Below are 21,198 nucleotides of genomic sequence, written 5' to 3' on the forward strand. Positions count from 1 at the left end.
GCGGCTCGCCCCTTATGAACCGCAAGAAGCGGCGGATCGCGTCATCAACCGGCGAGCGCCGTTTGCCGGTCGTCGGCCTGGCCCGGATAGTGTTGCCCACCGGCAACCGGACCGGTCGATGATTTGTCGGTGACAAACTGACCGATCAGGTCGACAAGCTGATCACTCTCGTCCGAAAGCATGCGCGTGGCGGCCGTCGCCTGTTCGGCCATTGCCGCATTCTGCTGCGTTGCCTGATCAAGCTGGTTGATCGCCGAGTTGATCTCGTCGATGCTCGTTTGCTGATCCTCGGCTCCCGAGAATATGTCGGTGACAACCTCATCGACATCGCCGACTTCCTTCACGATGGCTTCCAGAACCGTGCCGGTGCGACGGACCAGATCGGCTCCGTTCTCGATGCTTGAGGAGGAGTTGGAAATCAGTTCCTTGATCTGGCTCGACTCGTCCGCGGACCTTTGAGCGAGCGCCCGGACTTCCGAGGCGACGACCGCAAATCCCTTTCCTGCGTCGCCGGCGCGCGCCGCCTCGACCCCCGCATTCAACGCCAGCAGGCTGGTCTGGAAGGCAATCTCGTCGATGACGCCGATGATCTCGTTCATCTTGTTGGCCGCATTCTCGATATCCTGCATCGAATCGATGGCCGAGCCGACCACCTTGCGCCCTTCGGTCGCCCGGTCCTTGGCTCCCTCGGCGATCTCTCGGGCCTTCGTCGCGGAGCCGAGCGTGGCTTTCATGTTCTGTGAAATCTGGGCGACGGCTGCGGCCGTCTCCTCCAGGGACGCTGCCTGGCTCTCGGTCCGTCTGGACATGTCCTCAGAGGCCTGGGCAATCGCTTCCGTGCTGGAGCGGATTTCGCGCGCGGATGATGCAACGGCGCCGAGTGCCTCGTGCAGCCGTGCCGCCGCCACGTTGAAGTCCTGTTTGGTCTTGTCGTATTCGGCGGCAAGCTCAGCGCCGATGTGCGCCGTCAGGTCACCCTCGGCAAGGCGCCCGAGGGCCGTGCCCACCTGCTCGACCGCGTGGGCGAGCTGATCGGAGATGCGCTTGCGTTCCTGCTCGGCTTTCAGGCGTTGTTCCTCGGCGTCCTTTTCCAGCTCGATCTTGTCGATCGCAGCGTCCTTGAACACCTGCAGCGCACGGGCCATGACGCCCAATTCATCCTTGCGCTCAGCGCCGTCTATTTGCACGTCGTTATTGCCCTCCGAAAGCTCTTTCATTGACTCGGTCAATGACGCCACCGGCGCGGTTATGGATCGTGAAACAACAAGCATCATGAAGCCGCCCAGCACCAGGACGATGATCGTCAGCAGCGTATTGATCGCCAGCGCAACCCATGCGGACCAGATCAAGCCGCTGACGACTTGACCCATGGAAACGACAAGGGCGTCCTCCACTTTCTTCATCAGGTCAATCCGGTCCGTGGTCGCAGCGAACCATTGCTGTGCCGTAACGCCCTGCATATCCGCTGTTTGAAGCGAGTCGATGGCGATCTGGCGCATGCGGTCCACCTCCTGGACCACCGGGCCGCTCACCACACGATCGTTCAGCGCCTGCAACTCTGCCGACGCAAGATTCTTGAAGTTTCCGAAATAGATGTTCTGGGATTGTATGAAGCGGATCAGGTTATCGTAAATTGCCGGCGCGAATTCACCGGCGCCGAACCCGACAGCTCCCATTGCACGCTCGCGGCCGGCATATTCTTTACCGAACAGGAAGTTGTAGTACGAAATCATGGATTTGCTCACCTGATCATTGTGGCTTGCAAGCTCCAGTTCGTGGGCGATTTCGAGCAGAGCGACAATTGTGCCGGTATAGTATTTCGCCATCTGCGGCACGGTCAGCGAAAAGCCGTCGACCGAATTTCTCACACCAGCCAATTCGGCCAGCATTTTCCGGCTCTGCTGCACGCTTTCTTCCAGCGACGGCTCGAAACGGCCAAAGCGAAATCCATCAAGCGCATCCACCGTGTGCTTGAGTACGCGATCCGTCTCCACACGCTGCTCCGGAAGAGCGTCGGCGAATGATGCGCCCTTCGACGAAATGAAACCGGCGGAGCGACCGCGCTCTTTCTGCAGCTCGTGCACGAGTTGCCCGACCTCCGGCATCAGGGAGACGAGATCACCCGCCTTGCGTAGCTCCGTGACGTTTCCGAATTGCTGATAGGTCAGTTGCGCCGCAAACAGCAGCAGTCCCAAGGCCGTAACCACGGTTCCAACCATGAGGCGGGCCGATATATTCAGGTTGTTGAACTTCTCGATCATTGCAGTGTCCCCCGACCACCCGATGCGTTCAGTTCGCGTCGCGCAGTCCTCATTCCATTTTTTGGGTGTGCGGAAGGATTTGTGCAGTTTGAGCCGTTCGTCCGGCGGACGACGTAACGAATGCACCGTCGCTCCAATTACATCCCACAGACCGGGCCTATTCCGGGTCGGCCGGTTTGCGTCATGCCGAGGACCATCAGGCCCTATCCTGCCGTAGCGCTCAGTCTATCTTCAATAGTTTTAGGGATCGGTTAACAATTACTACCATCGCGATTGGGTTTATATTTATACGGCATATTCTGCGCGTTTTGATTGCAAGTATTACAGATGGAAGTATTGAACGGACCAACACGGCCTTTTATCCGCCGACCGCCTGGCGGTTCGCCTCTCGCCTCGCGGACAAGTGACCCGCACAAATGAACCGCCTAACCGGCCGCCGCCGGCTGTGCGGTCCTGACCGGCCGGAGGCGGAAGTAGATTTCAAGACCGATCAGATAGGGGACGTAAAACGCAAAGAGCTGGAACAGGTCGAAGGGTCCGGTGAAGCCCGGCGCCATCCACAGACCACCGGTCGCCAGATACCAGATCTGGTAATGGAGGCGGTAAAGCCATGAGCCGATGGCAAGCACGAACATGCGCAGAGCCCAGCGCCGATGCCGCTCGAAATTCCGCGCGCGGGCGAAGCGGACCGTCTGGACGGCGGCGGCAAGCACACAAAGACCATATCCGGCAAATGCAAAGTCCATCAGCGGACCGCCTATCGTCTGGCGCAGCCCGATATAGGCAAGCCCGCCGACAGCGGACAGCACCGCGCAAACACAGACAATGTAACCGATCCACCGGTGAAAGCGCGGGATACGTTCGCGTATCTGCGGCAATAATTGGAGCGGCGCGAGAAGCGTAATGACGGCGCCGGCAAGCATATGGCTGAAAATGGCGGGATTGGAGACCAATGCGCCGGGGCGATAGAGATGGGTTCTGGCCGAGAGATTCGAGAGCAGACCTTCAATGCCAAAGCCGAACGCATGGAAAACGAACGGCAGCGCCAGCGATGCAAGCAAACCGACTGCGAACATCTGCAGGATCGTCTGTTTTTTGCTGCGCCGCACCGGCAATACCGGCTCGCGCAGGTCCGGAGCATCGTTTCGCACCCCTGGCATCGAAAACCTGTTTTCCGGCATATTTCTCCGGTTTCTCGGTTCGGGCATGGTCCCGCTCAAGGACCGATGAACCGCTGCCAGATCTTCTCGCCGATCAGGCAATCATAGCCGGCATCCGTCAAGCCGGTGTATTGCGCCTTGTGAACCGGCATCACTTCTGTCCCCGCCAGCTCGAGAACGAGCTTCCTGCGCACCGCCTCGGGAAACTCGTCCCAATCGGTAACGGGAATAACGAAGGACCCCGGACCGCCAATGACGCAATTGTGGTAATAGTCATCGAGATCCTCCAGATGAAACCGCGCCCCCATTCCCTCGCGGGTCATCAGTGGCAGGCCGTTGATGATCATGCCCCGAGCAAGCGCGGCATCGCGTGCGCCGGTCACCGGCCCACCTTCATTGTTCGGGCCGTCACCGGAAATATCGATCACCCGGCGCAGCGCTTCAAAGTTGTTTGTGTCGATACTGTCCGCCGCATAGGTGATCGCACTGGAGATTGAAGTCCGGCGAAGGACGCCGTCAAAATTCGCGGTTATCTCCTGCGCGAATGCGGCGAGGTCCGCCTCGTTTTCGATGACGCGCCAGTCAACGACGACCCGCTGCCAGAAGGCGCCGCCCCATTCCACATAAGTCAATGCGATCCTGCCGATCAGGCCGTTTTTAATCGCGGTAGCGACGGCCTCGCTATTGAGCGCCTCGGCATAGCCGCGCCGCTGAATTTGCAATTCCCGCTCGGTCATCGAGCGCGACACATCCACGGCAAGAACCAGTTCGACATCGACTTCCATCGTGCCGGTCGTCTGCGCCGTGATATCCGAAAGAGGCGCGGCCCACAAAAACAGTGCCAATGCCAACGCTGCTGGAATATCCGTTCGCTTCATGGGTTTCCGCCCTGTTGCACATCCGGCGGGTGCACCCCGCCCTTCAACGCGCCTCAGCCGCCATTGTGGCACAATTTAGGGCAGCACGGTCTGTTTTTCAGTTCAGTTCCTGGCATTGTGATCCGATGCGCGACCGGTTAGATAGAGGTAACCTCCCACCGTGTTGCTACAGGCGCAATCGTTGCGGCAACCGGTTATCCACAATGCTGCCCTGGAGCCGCCCATGCCTCTTTCCACACTCGACCACGTCAACATCGTCACCTCCAATCTTGACGAAATGGTGGAGTGGTACACGGACGTGCTGGAGATGACAGTCGGTGGCCGACCGTCCTTTCCGTTCCCGGGCGCCTGGCTCTATGCCGGTGACAATGCCATTGTCCATCTCGTCGGCACGCAGGAAGAGCGCAAATCAATCGAGCCGAAAATCGAGCATTACGCTATCACCGCCACCGGCCTTCCAGAATTCATTGCCCGGCTGGAAAGTCGCGGCATCCAGTACGGCATGAACACGGTGCCCGATTTTCCAATCATCCAGGTCAACATATTCGACTGCGACGGCAACCACATCCACATCGATTTCTCCTCGGCTGAACTCAACGAGGATCTGGCGGCGCGCCTGACCGATTAGGCTTTGGTGACCATTTAACTTATGCGCCGGCGTGTCACAGTTTGTTCCTGGCAAGGCGTGAAATGCGCCGCAGTGTGCGCCACTTCAAGCATTTCATAACGATGTCCAGGGACAAACTGTGCCGCGTCCCAAAGGGATTTGCCCGGATTTGCCCATGATCGGCCCATTCGTCGTCGAATATGCACCAGCATGTCCTTCCTTCTCATAAACCGATCCTGAACAAATCCGGACAAACCGGCACACAAGTTAAATGGTCACCAAAGCCTAGGGCGATCACCGGGTGACGGTGATGTCCGGAAGTTTGCGTTCCGCGGTGGTGCGGATGAGATCGGCGATCTCCTTGAACAGCGCTGCGTGTACCGATCGCTTGCGCCAGGCGAGCCCCATCTGCCTGAAAAGATTCGGCATGTTGATATCGAGGATTGCGATTTCATTGCGGCCGTCGATTTCCGAGCGCACATAGAGCGCCGGCAGGAAGGCAAGACCGACGCCCATTCCAGCCATCAAACGCAGCGTATCAAGGCTGGTCCCCTCGTAATCACGCAACAGCGTTGCGTTGAAATCCTCGCATAGCTGGCTGACCTGCTCGTGCAGGTGGTGCCCGCGCTCGATCGCAAGGATGCTCTGGCCGGCGAGATCCGAACTCAGAATCCGCTGTTTGGACGCCAGCGGATGATCCGGAGCGGCAACGACCCTCAAGGGCTCGCGGAACAGCCGCTCCACCTCGAGGTCCCCATGGGCGATAGGCATGGGCGAGATGACAAGATCAAAGCCGCCTGACTGTAGCTGCCCCTGCAGCTCGACCGGCTTGCCCTCGCGCACATAGAGCCGCAGGTCGGGATACTTGCCGTGCAGATCAGGCACGATATGAGGCAGAAGATAGGGCCCGAGCGTCGGCGGCACGCCAAGGCGGATCGTCCCGTCGAAGCCGTGCTGGGACGAGGCCGCCAGATCGGCAATGTCCTGAACGTCGGACAAGACCCGCCGCGCCCGCTCGGCGATTTCACGGCCAAGCGGCGTCAGCGTGACACGCGAAGCACCACGCTCGACCAATGGCGCTCTCAGCCTTTTTTCAAGCTCCTGAATCTGGGCGCTCAGCGTCGGTTGCGTGACATTGACGCGTTCGGCGGCCCTGCGGAAGTGCAGTTCTTCGGAAAGCGCAACCAGATAATGCAATTGCCTGAGTGTCGTCATTGGTTCTCACATTTCTTTGGCCGGAGATTTCGCCGGTTCGCATCTCCGGTTTCCTTGATAGCTAAAATCTATCGAATTCTCTCAAATTAACAATTTGGAACTTCGGATTAAATAATCAATGTTGCGCCGCAACATCCCGACCGGAGCGACTCATGCCACATAAAGAATGTTTCTCTGGCAGGCACGCGATGTCTGGCGCGCGTTCCTGCCCAGCAATCAAGGCCGACTGCCTGAAATCCACATGCTCCGAAGCGACCCTCCCCCGCAAGGGATGCTGACATGGAAAGCCTGCTCTCTCCTGTCATCCTGTTTTTCGTGCTTGGTGCGCTGGCGGCCTTTGCCCGCTCCGATCTTGCCTTTCCCGAACCGATATCGAAGGCGCTGTCGCTGTACCTCATGTGCGCGATCGGCCTCAAGGGCGGCATTCTGGTCGCCGGCAACGGCTTTACCACAGACCTGCTGCTCGCTGCGGTCGCCGGTCTCGCCCTGAGCTGCCTGATCCCGATCGGAACTTTCTTCGTACTGCGCGGTTTCGGCAGGCTCGACGCAACGAATGCGGCCGCCGTGGCGGCTCATTACGGGTCCGTCAGCGTCGTGACATTCATCGCCGGCAACCAGATCCTGACCGATTCGGGAATTCCGCCGGCCGGTTACATGATTGCGGTGCTGGCGCTGATGGAAACTCCGGCAATCGTTGTCGGTCTCATTCTCGCCCGCGGCGGCACGAACCTCAAACTCCAGTCAGGGAACGAGCTTCTGCGCGAGACCGTGCTGAACGGGTCAGTGGTCCTGCTGACAGGCAGCTTCATTATCGGGCTGATCATCGGCAAGGACGGATTTGAACCCGTTGCACCGGTCTTCGAAACCGGCTTTAACGGCCTGCTGTGTCTCTTTCTACTCGATATGGGTCTGCTCGCCGCGCGGCGTATCCGCCTGGCGCGCAATCTCACCGCCCGCCTCGTTTTGCTGGCCATCGTCTTTCCATTAGTCAACGGAACGATCGGCTGCCTGGTCGGCGCCGCCATCGGCCTGGATGTCGGCACGACGACCGCTCTCGCAATCCTGGCGGCCAGCGCATCCTATATCGCGGTGCCGGCGGCCATGCGCCTGGCGCTTCCGGAAGCGGATGCGGGCCTGTATCTTTCGCTGTCGCTGGCGGTGACGTTTCCGTTCAACATTACGATCGGTATTCCTATCTATACCTATCTGGCCAAGCTGATGGTGTGAACATGGTGATCAAATCGCACTGCAAGAAGATCGAAATACTTGTCGATGCACCGCTGTGGCGGCGCATACGCGACCAGGCAATGGAAATGGCGTCCGACGGATATACGCTCCAGCCGACACTGGGCGGTGAAGGCGCGCGCGGTCGCTGGTTCGATGATCAGGTGACCGGCGGCGCCGGCAGCAAGGTGGTCTTTACGACGGTCCTTGAAGAAGAAGCCGCCAGCCGTTTCCTGGATGCGCTCGAACCCATGCTCGAGGCCTATGGGCTGATGGTGACCGTTACAACGGTCGAAGTGGTCCGTGCCGTATCGGGACCGTCTTCAAATTCAGATTGACTTCCTTTCAATCAATAGTTTTTTTCGATTGATCCGATGAGCGGAAACAATTGGCAATCCTGATGGTGCGGCAACACCTCAAGGACATGAACCCAATGCCGTGAGGCGTAATCGGAGAATAATTCATGAGCATCAACCAGCTTCTTGGTCAATTTCTCGGCGGAAACAACGCCGGTCAAAGCGGATCGCAATCAAGAGGTGCCCTTGCAGAACTGATGAACCCGGCCGGGCTCGGCGGCGGCCTTGCGGCAGGTGGCCTGCTCGGGCTGATCGCCGGAAACAAGAAGATGCGCAAGAAAGCCGGCAAAATCGCCGGCACGGCCGTTGGAATCGGCGGCGCGGCGGCCCTTGCCGCCATCACCTTCCGGGCATTCCACAACTGGCAGAGCAATGCCGGCAACAAGATCGAGGTCAAAGGCGACGCGACCAATACGCCCGGCTGGCTCGAGACGCATACCGCCGGCATGCCCTCGCTTGCGCAGTTCAATCCCGAAACCGCCGTTGCGGCCGATGGGCAGCCTTTCCAGCGCGCACTTGTAAAGGCGATCATTACGGCGGCCAATGCCGACGGGCATATCGATGACGGAGAACGGCGCGCGATCGAGGACACCATTGCCAAGCTGCGCTTGGATACCGAGTCCAACATGCTGATATTCGACACGCTGAACGATCCGCCCGGCGTCGAGGAAATCGCCGGTTATGCGAACGGCCTGGAACAGGCCAGCGAGATATACCTGGTATCGCGGCTCGTGCTGGACCCGGAGAATCCGGCCGATGTGACCTATCTGAAAAAGCTGGTGCACGGCTTGTCCTTGCCGCGCGATCTGGTCATGCACCTTGAAGACGAATTGCGTATTCCGGCGTCAGAGGCCGCTTGACCGTAAACAAACGGTTTGCACTCCCCTCATGCGCATCTGGCATCTGACGCCAGGGCGGCCGGCTGTGACCGGTCGCCCTTTTTTGTTTGCGAACATGCCGCTTGACAGACTTGCGATGCGGCGATCTTAATAGAGACCTTGATACCTGGGGAGCTCCGGCAAGGAGCTGAGAGGCCGCTGGTGCTTCGGCACGGCGCGGCGACCCGTCGAACCTGATCCAGTTAACGCTGGCGTAGGGATGGTACAGTCGCTGCAGGGCCAATTCAGGCCCGAAGTGTCCTTTCGTATCCCAAAAGCCGTGCCGAAACTTGGATCCCCAAAAGGGAGATTCAAATGAACGCCGTAACCCCGAAAGTAACCCAAGGTCCCCTGCCCGCTTCCTACAAGGTCTACAAGCCTGGAAGGATGCACCCGGATATTCGCGTGCCCATGCGGGAGATCGCGCTGCATCCGACGGCCGGCGAGCCGCCGGTGACTGTCTACGACAGTTCCGGACCCTATACGGACCCGCAAGCCGATACCGATATATCCGCCGGTCTGCCGCGCCTGCGCGAAGCCTGGATAAGGGCCCGCGGCGATGTCGCGCCCTACGAGGCCCGGCATGTGAAACCGGAAGACAACGGTTTTGCCACGGGCGATCGCCTCACGCCGGAATTTCCACGCCATAACAAGCCGCTGCGCGCGACAGGCGGAAAGGCCGTTACACAGCTTGCCTATGCCCGCGCCGGCATCGTCACACCGGAAATGGAGTTCATCACCATACGCGAGAACCTCGGGCGCATGGAGCTCTGCAAGGACATCGCGCGCGACGGGGAGAGTTTCGGCGCCGCCATTCCCGACTTCGTCACGCCGGAATTCGTGCGCGACGAAGTGGCGAAGGGGCGTGCCATCATCCCGGCCAACATTAACCACCCGGAAACGGAGCCGATGATCATCGGGCGCAATTTCCTGGTCAAGATCAACGCCAATATTGGCAACTCGGCCGTCACGTCATCGATGGCGAACGAGGTCGACAAGATGGTCTGGGCGATCCGCTGGGGTGCAGACACGGTCATGGACCTGTCCACCGGCCGCAACATCCACAATATCCGCGAATGGATCATCCGCAATTCGCCCGTGCCGATCGGCACTGTCCCGATCTACCAGGCATTGGAGAAGGTGGGCGGCATCGCGGAAGAACTGACCTGGGAGGTCTACCGCGATACGCTGATCGAGCAGGCCGAACAGGGCGTCGACTATTTCACCATCCATGCCGGCGTCCGCCTTCACTACATCCCACTGACCGTGGACCGCACCACCGGGATCGTATCGCGTGGCGGCTCGATCATTGCCAAGTGGTGTCTGCATCACCACAGGGAGAGCTTCCTTTACGAGCATTTCGCCGAGATCTGCGACATCTGCCGCGCTTACGACGTGTCGTTCTCGCTCGGTGACGGCCTGCGGCCGGGTTCGATCGCGGACGCCAATGACGCGGCGCAGTTTGCCGAACTCGAAACGCTCGGCGAGTTGACGCAAATCGCCTGGGAGAAGGACTGCCAGGTGATGATCGAGGGGCCGGGCCATGTGCCGATGCACAAGATCAAGGCCAATATGGACAAGCAGCTCGACACATGCGGGGAAGCGCCGTTCTATACGCTCGGGCCGCTGACCACGGATATCGCGCCGGGCTATGACCACATCACCTCCGGCATCGGCGCGGCCATGATCGGCTGGTTCGGCACGGCGATGCTGTGCTACGTGACGCCCAAGGAACATCTCGGCCTGCCCGACCGCGACGATGTGAAGACGGGTGTCATCACCTACAAGATTGCCGCCCACGCCGCCGATCTCGCCAAGGGTCATCCGGCGGCGCAGATCCGCGACGATGCGTTGTCGCGGGCCCGTTTCGAGTTCCGCTGGGAAGACCAGTTCAATCTGTCGCTTGATCCGGAAACAGCCCGCGATTTCCACGATCAGACCCTGCCCAAGGAGGCGCACAAGGTGGCGCATTTCTGTTCGATGTGCGGACCGAAATTCTGCTCCATGCGTATCTCCCATGACATCCGCGCCGAAGCGCAGAAGGAAGGCATGGCGGCCATGGCCGAGAAATACCGCGATGGCGGCGATCTCTATATGCCGGCCGATCAGCAGGACTGAGGCGACCGTCTGCGACCCGTGTGGCGTGTGTTGCGTTCAATCGAAAGATTTGAACGCAATGCGCCGCCACGGTTATAGTCGTTGCGACAGCCTAGGGGGAGCAGGCCATGACACCGCACAACGAAGCCGAGAAAGGCGATTACGCCGAGATCGTGCTGCTGCCCGGCGATCCGCTGCGGGCGCAATGGATCGCCGAGAATTTTTTCGAAAGCCCGCGCCAGGTCAATGGCGTGCGCAACTGCCTCGGCTTTACCGGCAAATGGCAGGGAATACCCGTTAGTGTCCAGGCCACCGGCATGGGCCAGCCGTCGACAGCCATCTATGTGCACGAACTGCTGAATGTCTATGAGGCCAAGACGCTGATCAGGGTTGGAACTTGCGGCGGCTTGACGACAAAGGTCAAGGTGCGCGACGTTGTTTTGGGTTCGGCGGCTTCCACCGACAGCGCCATCAACACGCCGGTATTTGCGCCCTACACCTTCGCGCCGGCCGCCGATTTCGAGCTTCTTAAGGCCGCCGACGATTACGCGATCGCGCAGATGCTCGAATATCATGTCGGCGGACTGGTCTCCTCCGATACATTTTATCTCGAGGATCCTGCAAAGTCGTATGCGACCCTCGCAAAGCACGGTGTTCTTGCCGTCGAGATGGAAGCGTCGACCCTCTACACGCTCGCCGCCCGTTTCGGTGCGAGGGCGCTGGCGATCTGCACGGTTTCGGACTGTCTCGTGACCGGCGAGGAGATAGGGTCGGAAGACCGCCAGTCGAGCCTCGATACGATGGTGGAAATGGCGCTCACCGTCGCCACGCAATAGCGCTTGCAACAGACGGAGCCGGCCGGAGCCCTGCCGTGCGGTTGACCCGGCGCCGCAGGCGCCGGCGTTTGTCCGGGCCAGTGAAGACCGCTATTTGTCCGCCGGGGGCACGACGACCTTGCGGTAAAGATGCCAGGTGGCATGACCCAGCACCGGCATGACAATGGCGAGCCCGACCAGGAGGGGGATGGAGCCGACCATCAGGGCGGTGGCAACGATGAGACCCCACAGAGCCATCTGCATTGGATTGGCGGCGACGGCCCGAACGGAGGTTTCTATGGCGGACAAGCCGCCCACATCGCGGTCGAGCATCAAAGGAAACGCGATGACCGTGGTGCACAGGACAACCAGCGCAAAGACAAAGCCGACGGCATTGCCGACGATGATCAGGGTCCAGCCCTGCCGCGTCGACAACACGTTTCCAACAAATGCCCAGATCGAATCCGGCGCAGCCTGCCCGTAGAGGCTCTGATAGATCGCCTGGGCGGCATACATCCACATGACGAACAACACGACGAGCAGCGCGCCAACCGCCAGAATGGCGGGGATCGCAGGCGAGCGGGTGACGTCCAGGGCATGTTTCCATGATGTGTCGAGGCCCTGTTCGCGGCGGCGGCTGATCTCATACAGGCCAATCGCGGCAATCGGTCCGAGTAGCGCGAAGCCGGCCATCAGCGGATAGACAAGCTGCAGCGCATTGCCGCCCGACGTCCAGGTAAGCAGCACCACGCCGACGATTGGATAGATCAGGCACAGGAACACATAGTGGGAAGGCTTTTCCCGGAAATCATCGAGCCCCTTGCGAAGCGCGTCCATTACATCCGCATTCGAAATCCTGCGGATTTGCGGATAAGCGATGTTTCCATCAGAACCGGCGGCGACGTGTGTGTTGGCCATAACCATTCCTCCCTCATTCGGGTTCGGTCTGGTCGCGGCCTGCATTGTCGTATTCGGCTCGGCCGGTCACGCGAACCGCGACCTGCACGGTTTCCACTATAGCCGCCCTGCTCCACCGTGTCGCGTCCGGGCGGCGGGAATGCGCCGTCCCTTCCGACCGGCATTGTCCCATGATCAGCCTTCCTAAACCCACTACCGGCCGGGATGAAGAGCTGAAACAGGCGGATCGTCGGCTGTCCGTTACGTCTAAGGGAAAATGTTTGCTTTTTCCCGGATTTGCGGCCTCGCAGGGGCCATTTGTGATTTTTCGGGAACGTCTCTCGCCATCCTGAAATCTCGAAATTAAATCATATAATCAAATAATATCGATATTATTGCAATTTGAAATCATGCCCCTTATGATCGGTCGAACCAACAGATCAGCAATTCGTGATCGGGCGTTACCGCCAGTCATCGATTATTGGGAGGATCCGGCGACGTTGCGACCATCACCGCTCACCGGTGCATCGGCGGATGCCGGCGCGCGGATCCCGACAACATGAATGAGCGCAGACCCAAGGTTTGTCTGACGCGATCCAGCACTATGCTGAGGGGGCCAGGGCGCAACGAGGCCTCCGCAGCTCGCCGGAACCGACGGTGGAGCATCACATCGGTTCCGGCAACCCCTTCCAACACACTGACGGCGGGCGATCCGCCAACGGCATGCCACGACAAGCACGGAATTTCAGGAATCGTCGCCTCGCTTCCGGACTCCATGCGCAACTGACAGACCGGAGAGCCACGCGATGCGTATCAAGACCTCAATGCCTCTGGCGATTGCCGAACGGATCGTCGACGGCGCACTGGCCGCCGGACGCGCCGAAACCATGCACCCCCTCACCGTCGTTGTCCTCAACGCAGGCGGTCATATCGTCGCCAGCAAGAGCGAGGACGGCTCGGGCATTCTACGCTTCGATGTGGCGCGCGGCAAAGCCTGGGGTGCGCTCGGCATGGGCATGTCGAGCCGCCTCCTGCGGGACCGTTTGAGCGAGCGCCCCGTTTTTCAGAATGCGCTGGCGGCCGCCTCGGACGGCCGTTTCGTCCCTGTCCCCGGCGGCGTGCTGGTTCACGACGACGAAGGAAACACGATCGGCGCGATCGGGATCAGCGGCGACACCTCCGAGAAGGACGAATATTGCGCCATACAGGGCGCGCGTGCTGCGGGGCTTGCATGCGAGCCTGCCGAGCCCGATCCTGACTGGCGTGGCGCATAGCGCTCCGGCAACGCCGAAGGCGACCGATATATCTGAAAATTTTCTAAATTTTCAAACCCTCCTGACAGGCGGCTGTCAGGAGAGCTATGGTCTATTCGGGCCCTGGATATGGGGAGATGCGACGATGCCCGAACCGTTCAAGAATTTCTTCAACCCGGAGCTCATAAAGGCAATGGCCGGACATTTGGCGCGGCAGTCGACACGTTTCGATGCGCCGCGTTTTCGCGAGCATGCGCTGAACGGCCTGGATGCGCTGGAACTGAAACAACGCTCAAATCAAATAACAGATGCCCTGTGCATCAGCCTTCCGGATGATTTCCGGTCGGCCTGTTCAATCCTGGTCAACGCCCTTCATCCCGAAGATGATGTCGACCTTTCCGAATTGACGACCGATGCGCGCGGCCTGCGCGGCTGGGCGATCATGCCGATGGCCGATTTTGTTGCGCGCAAAGGTCTGGACGATTTCGACCACGGCATGGATGTGCTGAAAGAGATGACGAAGCGGATGAGTGCCGAATTCGCTGTGCGTCCGTTCATTGCAGCCGATGCCGAACGCGCCATGCGTCATGTGAAGCGCTGGGCACGCGATCCGAATTATCACGTTCGCCGGCTCGCCTCCGAGGGCTCCCGCCCCCGGCTGCCCTGGGGTCTGCGCCTCAATGAGTTCGTCGCCGATCCGGAACCGATCCTGCCCGTGCTCGAAACGCTTCGTGACGATCCAGAGGAGTATGTGCGCCGATCCGTCGCCAACAGTCTGAACGATATCGCCAAGGATCATCCGGATCTGGTCGCCGAAATCGCGGGCGATTGGCTTTCCGGCGATCCGGGCAAGGAGCGCCAGAGACTGGTCCGGCACGCGTGCCGCTCACTGATCAAGGCCGGCCATCGGCCCACGCTGAAGGCGCTGGGATACGGTCAGGCTTCGGTTGCGCTGGAGAACCTTTCCATCAACAACGAGACGATCCGCGTCGGCGAAGCCTTACGGATCAGGGCCGAACTCCGGTCAACCGCGACGTCGGACCAGGATCTGATCGTCGACTACGTCGTTCATCACCGCAAGGCGAATGGCGGCACATCGCCGAAGGTGTTCAAGTGGAAGGCAGTACGGCTTGCCGCCGGGGAAAGCCTGGTGCTGGAGAAAAGCCACTCCATGCGCCCGGTCACCACCCGCACCTATTACGGCGGCCAGCATGTGATCGAGATACAGGCCAACGGTAAGCGGCTTGGGGAACAGGCCTTCACCCTGGTTCTGTAACGCCCCTTGTCCGCGACCTCTGCTCATATTGAAAGGACGGATCGGGGCGACGCCTACATCCCGTAGGGTATCCACAGCGCCAGCCCCTTCCAGAACCATAAAAGCACAGCCGTCGCCAGCAATATGCCGACAAAGGGAAGCGCACCACGGACCACTTCCTGAAGGTCCGCTTTGCCGACGCCCTGGAGGACGAAAAGGTTCATGCCGACGGGCGGCGTGATCAGGGCCGTCTCGATCAGAACGACGAAGAAGATCCCGAACCAGATCGGATCGATCCCGACCGCCACCAGGGCCGGAAACAGCACCGGCACCATGATCAGCAGCATGGAAAGCGATTCCAGGAAAAGGCCCAAGACAAGCAGGACCAGGCCGACGGCGAGCACAAACAGCCCGGCCTCGCTGATGTTTGCCGCAAGCATGGACGAGATATCTTGCGGTATCCGGTAAATGGTGATCGCATAGGAAAAGACCTTGGCGCCGGCGACAATGAGAAAAATCATCGCGGTCGTCTTCATGGCATCGTGGACCGCCTGCTGCAGCAGCGCGAATGTCATGCGGCGCATGGCGGCGGTCATGGCAAGTGCCAGAACGAAACCGACGGCCGCGCTTTCCGAGGGCGTCGCGATGCCGAGATAGATCGATCCGATCACCGCGACGGCAAGTGCCACGGTCGGCAACGCCATCAGCGTCGCACGCAAGCGTTCCGGCCCGGAGGCCGGGTCGGAGCGTTCGAATTTGTCGCCGAGACTGGCACGGGCAAACCCGTAGAGGATGAAAGCAAGGCAAAGGAAAAGCCCGGGCCCGATGCCGGCCAGGAACAAAGTCGGGATCGACGTTTCGGTTATGACACCATAGAGGATCAGCGGAATGGAGGGCGGGATCAGGATGCCGAGCGTGCCGCCCGCAGCCAGCAAACCGAGAACAAAGGAACGGTCATAGCCGCGCCGCGTCATTTCCGGCATGGCGACCGTGCCAATCGTCGCCGCGGTGGCGACGGACGAACCCGACACGGCGGAAAACAGCCCGCAGGAGAGAACCGTCGCGATACCGAGCCCGCCCGGCCAGTGCCCCACCCAGCTTTGCACGGCGGCAAAGAGATCGCGCCCGATATTGCCTTTCAGGAGCACGTTGGACATTAGCAGGAACATCGGCACCGCGAGCAGTTCGAAACTGTCCATCGTGCCGAACAGCCGTTGCGGCACGGCATTGAGCGGCAAGGGATAGATCCACAGGAGAAAGACGCCAAGACCGCCCATCGCAAAGGCAACGGGCACCCGAAGGACAAGCAGCAGCAACAGTCCGCAAATGATCATCGCGGCCGTCATCCCTTTTCCTCCCGGCTCGATCGGGGCGACCACAGCCGGATGAATTCGGCCCCCGCCTGGACGGCCAGAAGCGCAAAGCCGAGCCACACGGAGGCATCGGTGAACCAGGCCGGCAAAGCGAGGACGGTATCGGTCGTATGGCCGCGCAGTGTTGCATCAAGCCAAAGCCCGAAACCGTAATAGACCGTCACGCAGCAGAACAGGCCGATGACGAGCAGCGCGAAGGTCTCCGTCAGCTTGCGGGCCAGCGTCCCAGGCTTGCGGAACGCGACATCGATGACGATGAGTTCCCGGTGCTTGAGCGCAAAAGCGGCCGCCAGATAGGTGGCCCAGATCTGCCCGATCCGGGCGGTTTCATCCACCCAGATGGTCGGCGCGGTGAAAACGTAGCGCAGCACCACCTCATAGGTGATGATCAGGCCGATTGCGAAAAAGACCCAGGCGGCAAGGCGGCCGGAAGCCTCGGAAAGCCGGTCGGCGAAGCGGACGAAAACGCCCACGGACCTACCGGCCCTCCTCTTCCAGACCCGCCTTGACCACAGCCTCGCCGGTCGGCCCGATTTCGACCATGAAACGGTCGATGACGGAACTGGTGGCGGCGCGCCATTTGTCGCGATCCTCTGCGGTCAGGTCGACGACAGTCATCCTGGCGCGCAACGCTTCGACGGCCTGCGCCTCCTGCGCATAGATCGCGTCGCGCAATTCCTCCTCGACGGTGGAGGCCGCATCGAGGATGAGCTGCTGGTTCTGCGGCGACAGGCCTTCGAAGAAATCGTTGTTCATGACGGCGACGAATTCGATCACGCTGTCAAAGGTCAGCGTCATGTAGGGCATGACCTCGTAGAGCTTGCGGCTTTCAACTGCGGACGCACCGGTCATGCCGATATCGACGGCACCCTGCTGGTAGGCGAGGAACTGCTGCGATCCGGACATGATCGTCGGAGCGCCGCCGAGCGCCTCGATTGTCCAACTCTGGACCTTGCCGTAGGAGCGGACCTTCTTGCCGCGCACATCATCCGGCAGGCTGAGCGGCGCATCCTTGCTGAGGTAGACGTTGCGGCCGAAGGCCTGCCACCAAAGAACGCGGGCGCCGGTCTCCTCCAGGATCGCCGTGTCCAGCAATTGACGCATGGGCGATCCGCTCGAAATCGACAGTCTCAAGGCGGCCTCATCCTTGAAGAAGAATGGCAGCGCCACGACATCGACTGCCGGCACCGATCCGGTGAACCGCCCGAGAAACGCCGATCCGGCCTCTATCGCGCCGGAGCCGACGGCCTCCGGGACCTGGTTGTCCTTGTAGAGCTGGGCGGACGGAAAGATCTGCAACTCGAGTTCGCCATTGCTTTCCCGCTCGACAATCTCCTTGAACCGGTTCCAGTTCTGGCCCAGCGAATGGGTTTCGGGCAATTGCAGCGTAACGCGTATGATCGTTTTCGCCTCGGCAACCGGAAGGCCTGACAGAATCAGGCAGAAGCACAGCAGTGCGAAAAGTCTGTATTTCATCGTCGTTTTTCCTCCGTCGCCATTCCAGCCCGAAATGCCGCACAATATGCGCCCGTTTCCGGCTCCGATAGGGTTCAACTATTGTTTTGCGCCGCAATAATTCACAGTTTTGCGGGCCATCTCCGCGCTTTATCATTGCGGTGGGAAAGAGCGGCCCGATACACTGTTATCGTCCTTCGCTTGGGGTGGAAAGCAAAGACGCATGAAATCGATCCTGTCACTAGTTGCGCTTATTGCAGTCGCAACCGTCGCATACCTTACGCTTTGGCCGGTTCCCATCGAGCCGGTGGCCTGGAGCGCGCCGAAGGATAGCGGCTTTGCCGGCGCGTTCAGCAGGAACAACCGGCTGGCGGACCTGAAATTTGTCGATCTCGCCGGACATGCGGGACCCGAGGATGCGGCGCTCGGACTGGACGGCAGGATTTACACCGCGACCCATGACGGCTCCATCGTCCGCATCGATCTGGAGAGCGGATCATCGGAGCGTGTTGCCTCGACCGGGGGGCGGCCCATGGGCATCGAGTTCGGCCCGGACGACCGGCTGTTTATAGCCGACGCGCTCCGCGGCCTCATGGTCATGGAGAAGGACGGAAAGATCATTCATCTGTCGGACCGGACAACCGACGGAACGCCCATAACCTACGCCAACGATCTCGACGTCAGCCGCACGGGTGTGGTCTACTTCACGGATTCCAGCCACAGATTTACCGCCAACGAGGAAGGCGATGCGTTTGAAGCACCCCTGCTCGATACGCTCGAACAGGGGCGCACCGGCCGAATCCTGAGATATGATCCGGCAAGGGGCGAAACGGTGGTCATTGCCCGTGGGCTCAGTTTCGCCAACGGCATTGCCCTGTCCGATGACGACAGCTACCTGTTGGTCACCGAAACGGGGACCTACACAGTCTGGCGCCTTTGGCTGACGGGTCCGAAGGTCGCCACATTCGAGCAGGTCGTCGTCAACCTGCCGGGGTACCCGGACAATCTTAACCGCGCCGGCGACAACACATTCTGGCTTGGACTTGCAAGCCCGCGCTCGGGCTCGATCGATGCGCTGTCCGACCAGCCCTTCCTGCGCAAGCTCGTCCAGCGACTGCCCGGGACCATGCGGCCGCAGTTGGAGCGATACGGCATGGTCGTGCGCATCGACGGCAACGGCAATGTGCTCGAGACGCTTCAAGATCCGGACGGCGAGTATGCGCTCAATACGGGCGCGCTCTCCGGTCCGAATGGCGAACTTGTGGTCACCAGCATGACGGAACCGCGCCTCGGCTATCTGGAGCCGGGTTGGGACAAGTCAAATGAAGACGCATCCGAAACGGCCGCGCGCGGCGGCTAGGACTCCGACCTAGCCAAAAGTCGCATAAACCTGCGCTAGAATTCGCCACAATCTGTCACCAGATCATCCTCAACGGGACATGCCTGCATCAATGCCGCTCACGCGGCAAAAACGAACGTGCAAGGAGTGCCCGGATGAACCACACGATGCCCGCATCTATCCCTGTCCGTATTTCCAATCGGGAAAGAGGACGCTGGCTGCGCCAGAAAATGCGGCTGATGGAGCTGCTCGGCCAGTTGGAGTGTCCGCCGGACCGGGTGCAGACGGAACTGATAAACCGTCATTTGCTGCGGCCGATCCTCAAACTGTGCCGGCGCCGCGCAGGAAAGCACGCCTATCCCGCAGCCCTTCAGTTTCACGCCAAGGCCGCGCGGGTCTGCCTTGACAAGATCGCCAACGGGAACCCGGGCATAGCCCGCATGGAATTCCAGCGCCTCAAAACGCACTTCCATGCCTGCGTCAGCATGATCGACGCCATGCTGGAAACCGCCGAACCGACGGCGATCGACGAATTCGTCCGCATCTTCTCCGGGCGCGTGCCCAATTTCACCTGACAGCCGCTGTCCAGAAAACCAGACAATAAGGGACAGCGATACGCCGGTGGCAGCCCAATTCGCGCCGGGCCGCCGCCGGACACGCCGAGCGCCGACCCGGGCGCTCGGCAACCCATCATAGCTTTGAGAAAGGAAACGCCATGACACCGTTAGAAAGAGCTGAACTGATCGAAGAAGAACTGCTTAGGGTACAGCGCGAAATCGACCGGCGCCGGCCGCGCCGCAATGAAATCCTGCGCTTCAACGATCTGAAAAGGATCGATGAACTGCGCGCCCGCAAGAACCGCTTGTGGATCCTGCTTCAGGAAACCCTGTCCAGCGGCACCACGAACCAGCCGTCGACCGTCTGAGTTCGCTGCCGTTTACCCGGAGCGGATCGCCGAAAAGCGATCCGCAATGGCCTTCACCGCTTCGCGGTACGGCCCCGGCCCGTAACTGATGCGCGCGACCCCGAGACCGGCGAGATCCGGGATCGGCGGAACACCCGCCATCATCATGATGTTCACCGGCAGCGGGCTGGCCTCGCAGATGGCCCCAATCAGATCCGGATCGACAAGGCCCGGTGCGAAAAAGCCGCTGGCACCTGCCCCCGCATAGGCCGCGGCTCGTTCCAGTGCCTCTTCCACCAGGTCTGCATGCCTGTCGCGGTCCTGTTCCTTCAGGAACAGATCGGTGCGCGCATTGACGAATAGGGGGACACCCGCCGCTTCTCCGGCCCGGCAAACCGCCATTACACGTGCGGTCTGCGCCTCGATATTGTGCAGCCCTTCCCCACCGACGACCTGATCCTCGAAATTCACCCCGACCGCGCCCGCGGCGATGATGCGCGCGGCGTTTTGTATTAATTGCTCCGGCGTTTCGGCAAAGCCGCCCTCGAAATCAACGCTTAGCGGAACATTCACTGTCGCGGCTATGCGTTCGGCGACAGTGACCAGAAGGTCCAACGGCAGGGCTTCGCCGTCACTGTAACCCTGGGCAGCGGCGACTGACCAGCTGCCCGTCGCAACAGCAGCCGCTCCGGCCTTTTCGACCGCACGCGCGCTGCCCGCATCCCAGATATTGTAAAGCAACAGCGGATCACCCTTGACGTGAAGGGCGGCAAAGATTTTCGCCTTATCGGCTTGCGACATTGTCAGAATCTCCGTGCGAGGGGTCCGTTGGGGACGATTGAAACTCCAAAGGTACGGGTGTTGTCTGGCTGTACCGCTCTCTCATTGCCGTGGTTCCTTCAGCAGCAATCAGGGCTAATTCGCATCTGACTGATTGTCTGTCCACCCGATTCATGCGACCGGCGGCAATGCGGGCAAAACCTGTAAGGTCGAGGCACCAACGGCCAAAATTCCGCTTGCGCTGCGTGAATCAGAGGTCTAATGAACTCAAGCCCCTTCGGGCAGGTCGGAGCGTAGCGCAGCCCGGTAGCGCACTACACTGGGGGTGTAGGGGTCGTGGGTTCGAATCCCGCCGCTCCGACCAGTATCCCAATTGTCCGACCCGGAGACATAGGTAACGGTTTGTACCGGAGACATGGGTTACAACCTCGTGCCGAACGGGTTGTCGATT

20 protein-coding genes, 1 tRNA gene and 1 riboswitch are annotated in these 21,198 nt (G+C 60.4%); of the genes, 12 read left to right on the forward strand and 9 right to left on the reverse strand.

Features of this window, described 5'->3' with window-relative positions; translation table 11 throughout:
* Positions 1-44: 44 nt before the first annotated feature.
* The 3 genes from OOZ53_RS02935 to OOZ53_RS02945 all read right to left on the reverse strand — a co-directional run bounded on the left by OOZ53_RS02935 (position 45) and on the right by OOZ53_RS02945 (position 4,299).
* The gene (locus OOZ53_RS02935) at positions 45-2,261 is read right to left on the reverse strand and encodes a methyl-accepting chemotaxis protein (protein WP_271087804.1); all 2,217 of its coding nucleotides are present in this window, start codon (positions 2,259-2,261) and stop codon (positions 45-47) included.
* Between the two features lie 425 nt (positions 2,262-2,686).
* Positions 2,687-3,421, reverse strand: coding sequence for a DUF2306 domain-containing protein (locus OOZ53_RS02940; RefSeq protein WP_271087805.1), 735 nt, complete (start codon positions 3,419-3,421; stop codon positions 2,687-2,689).
* Positions 3,422-3,477: 56 nt separating this feature from the next.
* Positions 3,478-4,299: a DUF1194 domain-containing protein gene (locus tag OOZ53_RS02945; RefSeq protein WP_271087807.1), complete on the reverse strand. Its 822-nt coding sequence runs from the start codon at positions 4,297-4,299 to the stop codon at positions 3,478-3,480.
* A 223-nt stretch (positions 4,300-4,522) separates the two neighbouring features.
* Between OOZ53_RS02945 and OOZ53_RS02950 the strand changes: the two genes are divergently transcribed.
* Positions 4,523-4,927, forward strand: coding sequence for a VOC family protein (locus OOZ53_RS02950; RefSeq protein ID WP_271087808.1), 405 nt, complete (start codon positions 4,523-4,525; stop codon positions 4,925-4,927).
* Positions 4,928-5,200: 273 nt separating this feature from the next.
* Here OOZ53_RS02950 and OOZ53_RS02955 read toward each other — a convergent pair whose 3' ends face one another.
* Positions 5,201-6,121, reverse strand: coding sequence for a hydrogen peroxide-inducible genes activator (locus OOZ53_RS02955; RefSeq protein ID WP_271087809.1), 921 nt, complete (start codon positions 6,119-6,121; stop codon positions 5,201-5,203).
* 279 nt (positions 6,122-6,400) lie between these two features.
* Here OOZ53_RS02955 and OOZ53_RS02960 point away from each other — a divergent pair, with 279 nt between their 5' ends.
* The 5 genes from OOZ53_RS02960 (at position 6,401) to deoD (ending at position 11,512) form a co-directional block, all read left to right on the forward strand.
* Positions 6,401-7,348 (forward strand): sodium-dependent bicarbonate transport family permease, encoded by a 948-nt coding sequence (locus OOZ53_RS02960; RefSeq protein WP_271087810.1) that lies wholly within the window; start codon positions 6,401-6,403, stop codon positions 7,346-7,348.
* A gap of 2 nt (positions 7,349-7,350) precedes the next feature.
* A complete protein-coding gene (locus OOZ53_RS02965) occupies positions 7,351-7,683 on the forward strand; it encodes a P-II family nitrogen regulator (RefSeq protein ID WP_271087811.1) in 333 nt (110 codons plus the stop codon).
* A 125-nt stretch (positions 7,684-7,808) separates the two neighbouring features.
* Positions 7,809-8,561: a tellurite resistance TerB family protein gene (locus OOZ53_RS02970; RefSeq protein WP_271087812.1), complete on the forward strand. Its 753-nt coding sequence runs from the start codon at positions 7,809-7,811 to the stop codon at positions 8,559-8,561.
* Positions 8,562-8,697: 136 nt separating this feature from the next.
* Positions 8,698-8,818: riboswitch (TPP riboswitch) on the forward strand.
* Positions 8,819-8,894: 76 nt separating this feature from the next.
* Positions 8,895-10,697 (forward strand): phosphomethylpyrimidine synthase ThiC, encoded by a 1,803-nt coding sequence (thiC, locus tag OOZ53_RS02975; protein WP_271087813.1) that lies wholly within the window; start codon positions 8,895-8,897, stop codon positions 10,695-10,697.
* Between the two features lie 107 nt (positions 10,698-10,804).
* Positions 10,805-11,512, forward strand: coding sequence for a purine-nucleoside phosphorylase (gene deoD, locus OOZ53_RS02980; protein WP_271087814.1), 708 nt, complete (start codon positions 10,805-10,807; stop codon positions 11,510-11,512).
* Between the two features lie 90 nt (positions 11,513-11,602).
* Here the strand turns inward: deoD and OOZ53_RS02985 are convergent, their stop codons facing one another.
* Positions 11,603-12,409 carry a DUF2189 domain-containing protein gene (locus OOZ53_RS02985; RefSeq protein WP_271087815.1) on the reverse strand — a complete coding sequence of 269 codons (807 nt, stop codon included), beginning with the start codon at positions 12,407-12,409 and terminating at the stop codon, positions 11,603-11,605.
* Between the two features lie 785 nt (positions 12,410-13,194).
* Between OOZ53_RS02985 and OOZ53_RS02990 the strand changes: the two genes are divergently transcribed.
* Both OOZ53_RS02990 and OOZ53_RS02995 read left to right on the forward strand, forming a co-directional pair.
* Complete coding sequence (locus OOZ53_RS02990) at positions 13,195-13,662, forward strand: GlcG/HbpS family heme-binding protein (RefSeq protein ID WP_271087816.1); 468 nt, start codon at positions 13,195-13,197, stop codon at positions 13,660-13,662.
* A gap of 124 nt (positions 13,663-13,786) precedes the next feature.
* Positions 13,787-14,917 (forward strand): DNA alkylation repair protein, encoded by a 1,131-nt coding sequence (locus OOZ53_RS02995; RefSeq protein ID WP_271087817.1) that lies wholly within the window; start codon positions 13,787-13,789, stop codon positions 14,915-14,917.
* Between the two features lie 53 nt (positions 14,918-14,970).
* Here the strand turns inward: OOZ53_RS02995 and OOZ53_RS03000 are convergent, their stop codons facing one another.
* Genes OOZ53_RS03000 through OOZ53_RS03010 form a run of 3 tightly spaced genes read right to left on the reverse strand, consistent with a single transcriptional unit; the run spans position 14,971 to position 17,745 of the window.
* Positions 14,971-16,242, reverse strand: a complete 1,272-nt coding sequence (locus tag OOZ53_RS03000) for a TRAP transporter large permease (RefSeq protein ID WP_271087818.1) — start codon at positions 16,240-16,242, stop codon at positions 14,971-14,973.
* A complete protein-coding gene (locus OOZ53_RS03005) occupies positions 16,239-16,742 on the reverse strand; it encodes a TRAP transporter small permease (protein WP_271087819.1) in 504 nt (167 codons plus the stop codon). Before OOZ53_RS03005 ends, OOZ53_RS03000 begins: the two co-directional genes overlap by 4 nt.
* Positions 16,743-16,746: 4 nt before the next feature.
* Positions 16,747-17,745 carry a TRAP transporter substrate-binding protein gene (locus OOZ53_RS03010; protein ID WP_271087820.1) on the reverse strand — a complete coding sequence of 333 codons (999 nt, stop codon included), beginning with the start codon at positions 17,743-17,745 and terminating at the stop codon, positions 16,747-16,749.
* A gap of 202 nt (positions 17,746-17,947) precedes the next feature.
* Between OOZ53_RS03010 and OOZ53_RS03015 the strand changes: the two genes are divergently transcribed.
* From OOZ53_RS03015 to OOZ53_RS03025, 3 genes are all read left to right on the forward strand, one after another.
* Positions 17,948-19,084, forward strand: coding sequence for an SMP-30/gluconolactonase/LRE family protein (locus tag OOZ53_RS03015; RefSeq protein WP_271087821.1), 1,137 nt, complete (start codon positions 17,948-17,950; stop codon positions 19,082-19,084).
* Positions 19,085-19,218: 134 nt separating this feature from the next.
* Entirely contained in the window at positions 19,219-19,638 is a 420-nt protein-coding gene (locus tag OOZ53_RS03020; RefSeq protein WP_271087822.1) for a hypothetical protein, read from the forward strand.
* A gap of 140 nt (positions 19,639-19,778) precedes the next feature.
* Positions 19,779-19,988: a hypothetical protein gene (locus OOZ53_RS03025; RefSeq protein ID WP_271087823.1), complete on the forward strand. Its 210-nt coding sequence runs from the start codon at positions 19,779-19,781 to the stop codon at positions 19,986-19,988.
* A gap of 12 nt (positions 19,989-20,000) precedes the next feature.
* Here OOZ53_RS03025 and OOZ53_RS03030 read toward each other — a convergent pair whose 3' ends face one another.
* Entirely contained in the window at positions 20,001-20,768 is a 768-nt protein-coding gene (locus OOZ53_RS03030; RefSeq protein ID WP_271087824.1) for an isocitrate lyase/PEP mutase family protein, read from the reverse strand.
* A gap of 266 nt (positions 20,769-21,034) precedes the next feature.
* On the opposite strand from OOZ53_RS03030, the gene OOZ53_RS03035 reads away from it, so the two are divergent.
* Positions 21,035-21,111, forward strand: a tRNA-Pro gene (locus OOZ53_RS03035).
* Positions 21,112-21,198: the final 87 nt, after the last annotated feature.

The sequence above is a fragment of the Allohoeflea poritis genome (assembly GCF_027889715.1).
Lineage (GTDB): Bacteria > Pseudomonadota > Alphaproteobacteria > Rhizobiales > Rhizobiaceae > Hoeflea_A > Hoeflea_A poritis.

Excerpts from the sequence above, each read along its gene's own strand:
- OOZ53_RS03020 (WP_271087822.1), top strand. The coding sequence starts at position 19,219 with ATGAACCACACGATGCCCGCATCTATCCCTGTCCGTATTTCCAATCGG.
- OOZ53_RS03015 (WP_271087821.1), top strand. The coding sequence starts at position 17,948 with ATGAAATCGATCCTGTCACTAGTTGCGCTTATTGCAGTCGCAACCGTC.
- OOZ53_RS02955 (WP_271087809.1), bottom strand. The coding sequence starts at position 6,121 with ATGACGACACTCAGGCAATTGCATTATCTGGTTGCGCTTTCCGAAGAA.
- OOZ53_RS02960 (WP_271087810.1), top strand. The coding sequence starts at position 6,401 with ATGGAAAGCCTGCTCTCTCCTGTCATCCTGTTTTTCGTGCTTGGTGCG.
- OOZ53_RS02990 (WP_271087816.1), top strand. The coding sequence starts at position 13,195 with ATGCGTATCAAGACCTCAATGCCTCTGGCGATTGCCGAACGGATCGTC.
- OOZ53_RS02965 (WP_271087811.1), top strand. The coding sequence starts at position 7,351 with ATGGTGATCAAATCGCACTGCAAGAAGATCGAAATACTTGTCGATGCA.
- thiC (WP_271087813.1), top strand. The coding sequence starts at position 8,895 with ATGAACGCCGTAACCCCGAAAGTAACCCAAGGTCCCCTGCCCGCTTCC.
- OOZ53_RS02940 (WP_271087805.1), bottom strand. The coding sequence starts at position 3,421 with ATGCCAGGGGTGCGAAACGATGCTCCGGACCTGCGCGAGCCGGTATTG.
- OOZ53_RS02995 (WP_271087817.1), top strand. The coding sequence starts at position 13,787 with ATGCCCGAACCGTTCAAGAATTTCTTCAACCCGGAGCTCATAAAGGCA.
- OOZ53_RS03025 (WP_271087823.1), top strand. The coding sequence starts at position 19,779 with ATGACACCGTTAGAAAGAGCTGAACTGATCGAAGAAGAACTGCTTAGG.
- OOZ53_RS02985 (WP_271087815.1), bottom strand. The coding sequence starts at position 12,409 with ATGGCCAACACACACGTCGCCGCCGGTTCTGATGGAAACATCGCTTAT.
- OOZ53_RS02970 (WP_271087812.1), top strand. The coding sequence starts at position 7,809 with ATGAGCATCAACCAGCTTCTTGGTCAATTTCTCGGCGGAAACAACGCC.
- OOZ53_RS02945 (WP_271087807.1), bottom strand. The coding sequence starts at position 4,299 with ATGAAGCGAACGGATATTCCAGCAGCGTTGGCATTGGCACTGTTTTTG.
- OOZ53_RS03000 (WP_271087818.1), bottom strand. The coding sequence starts at position 16,242 with ATGACGGCCGCGATGATCATTTGCGGACTGTTGCTGCTGCTTGTCCTT.
- OOZ53_RS02950 (WP_271087808.1), top strand. The coding sequence starts at position 4,523 with ATGCCTCTTTCCACACTCGACCACGTCAACATCGTCACCTCCAATCTT.
- OOZ53_RS02935 (WP_271087804.1), bottom strand. The coding sequence starts at position 2,261 with ATGATCGAGAAGTTCAACAACCTGAATATATCGGCCCGCCTCATGGTT.
- OOZ53_RS03030 (WP_271087824.1), bottom strand. The coding sequence starts at position 20,768 with ATGTCGCAAGCCGATAAGGCGAAAATCTTTGCCGCCCTTCACGTCAAG.
- OOZ53_RS03010 (WP_271087820.1), bottom strand. The coding sequence starts at position 17,745 with ATGAAATACAGACTTTTCGCACTGCTGTGCTTCTGCCTGATTCTGTCA.
- deoD (WP_271087814.1), top strand. The coding sequence starts at position 10,805 with ATGACACCGCACAACGAAGCCGAGAAAGGCGATTACGCCGAGATCGTG.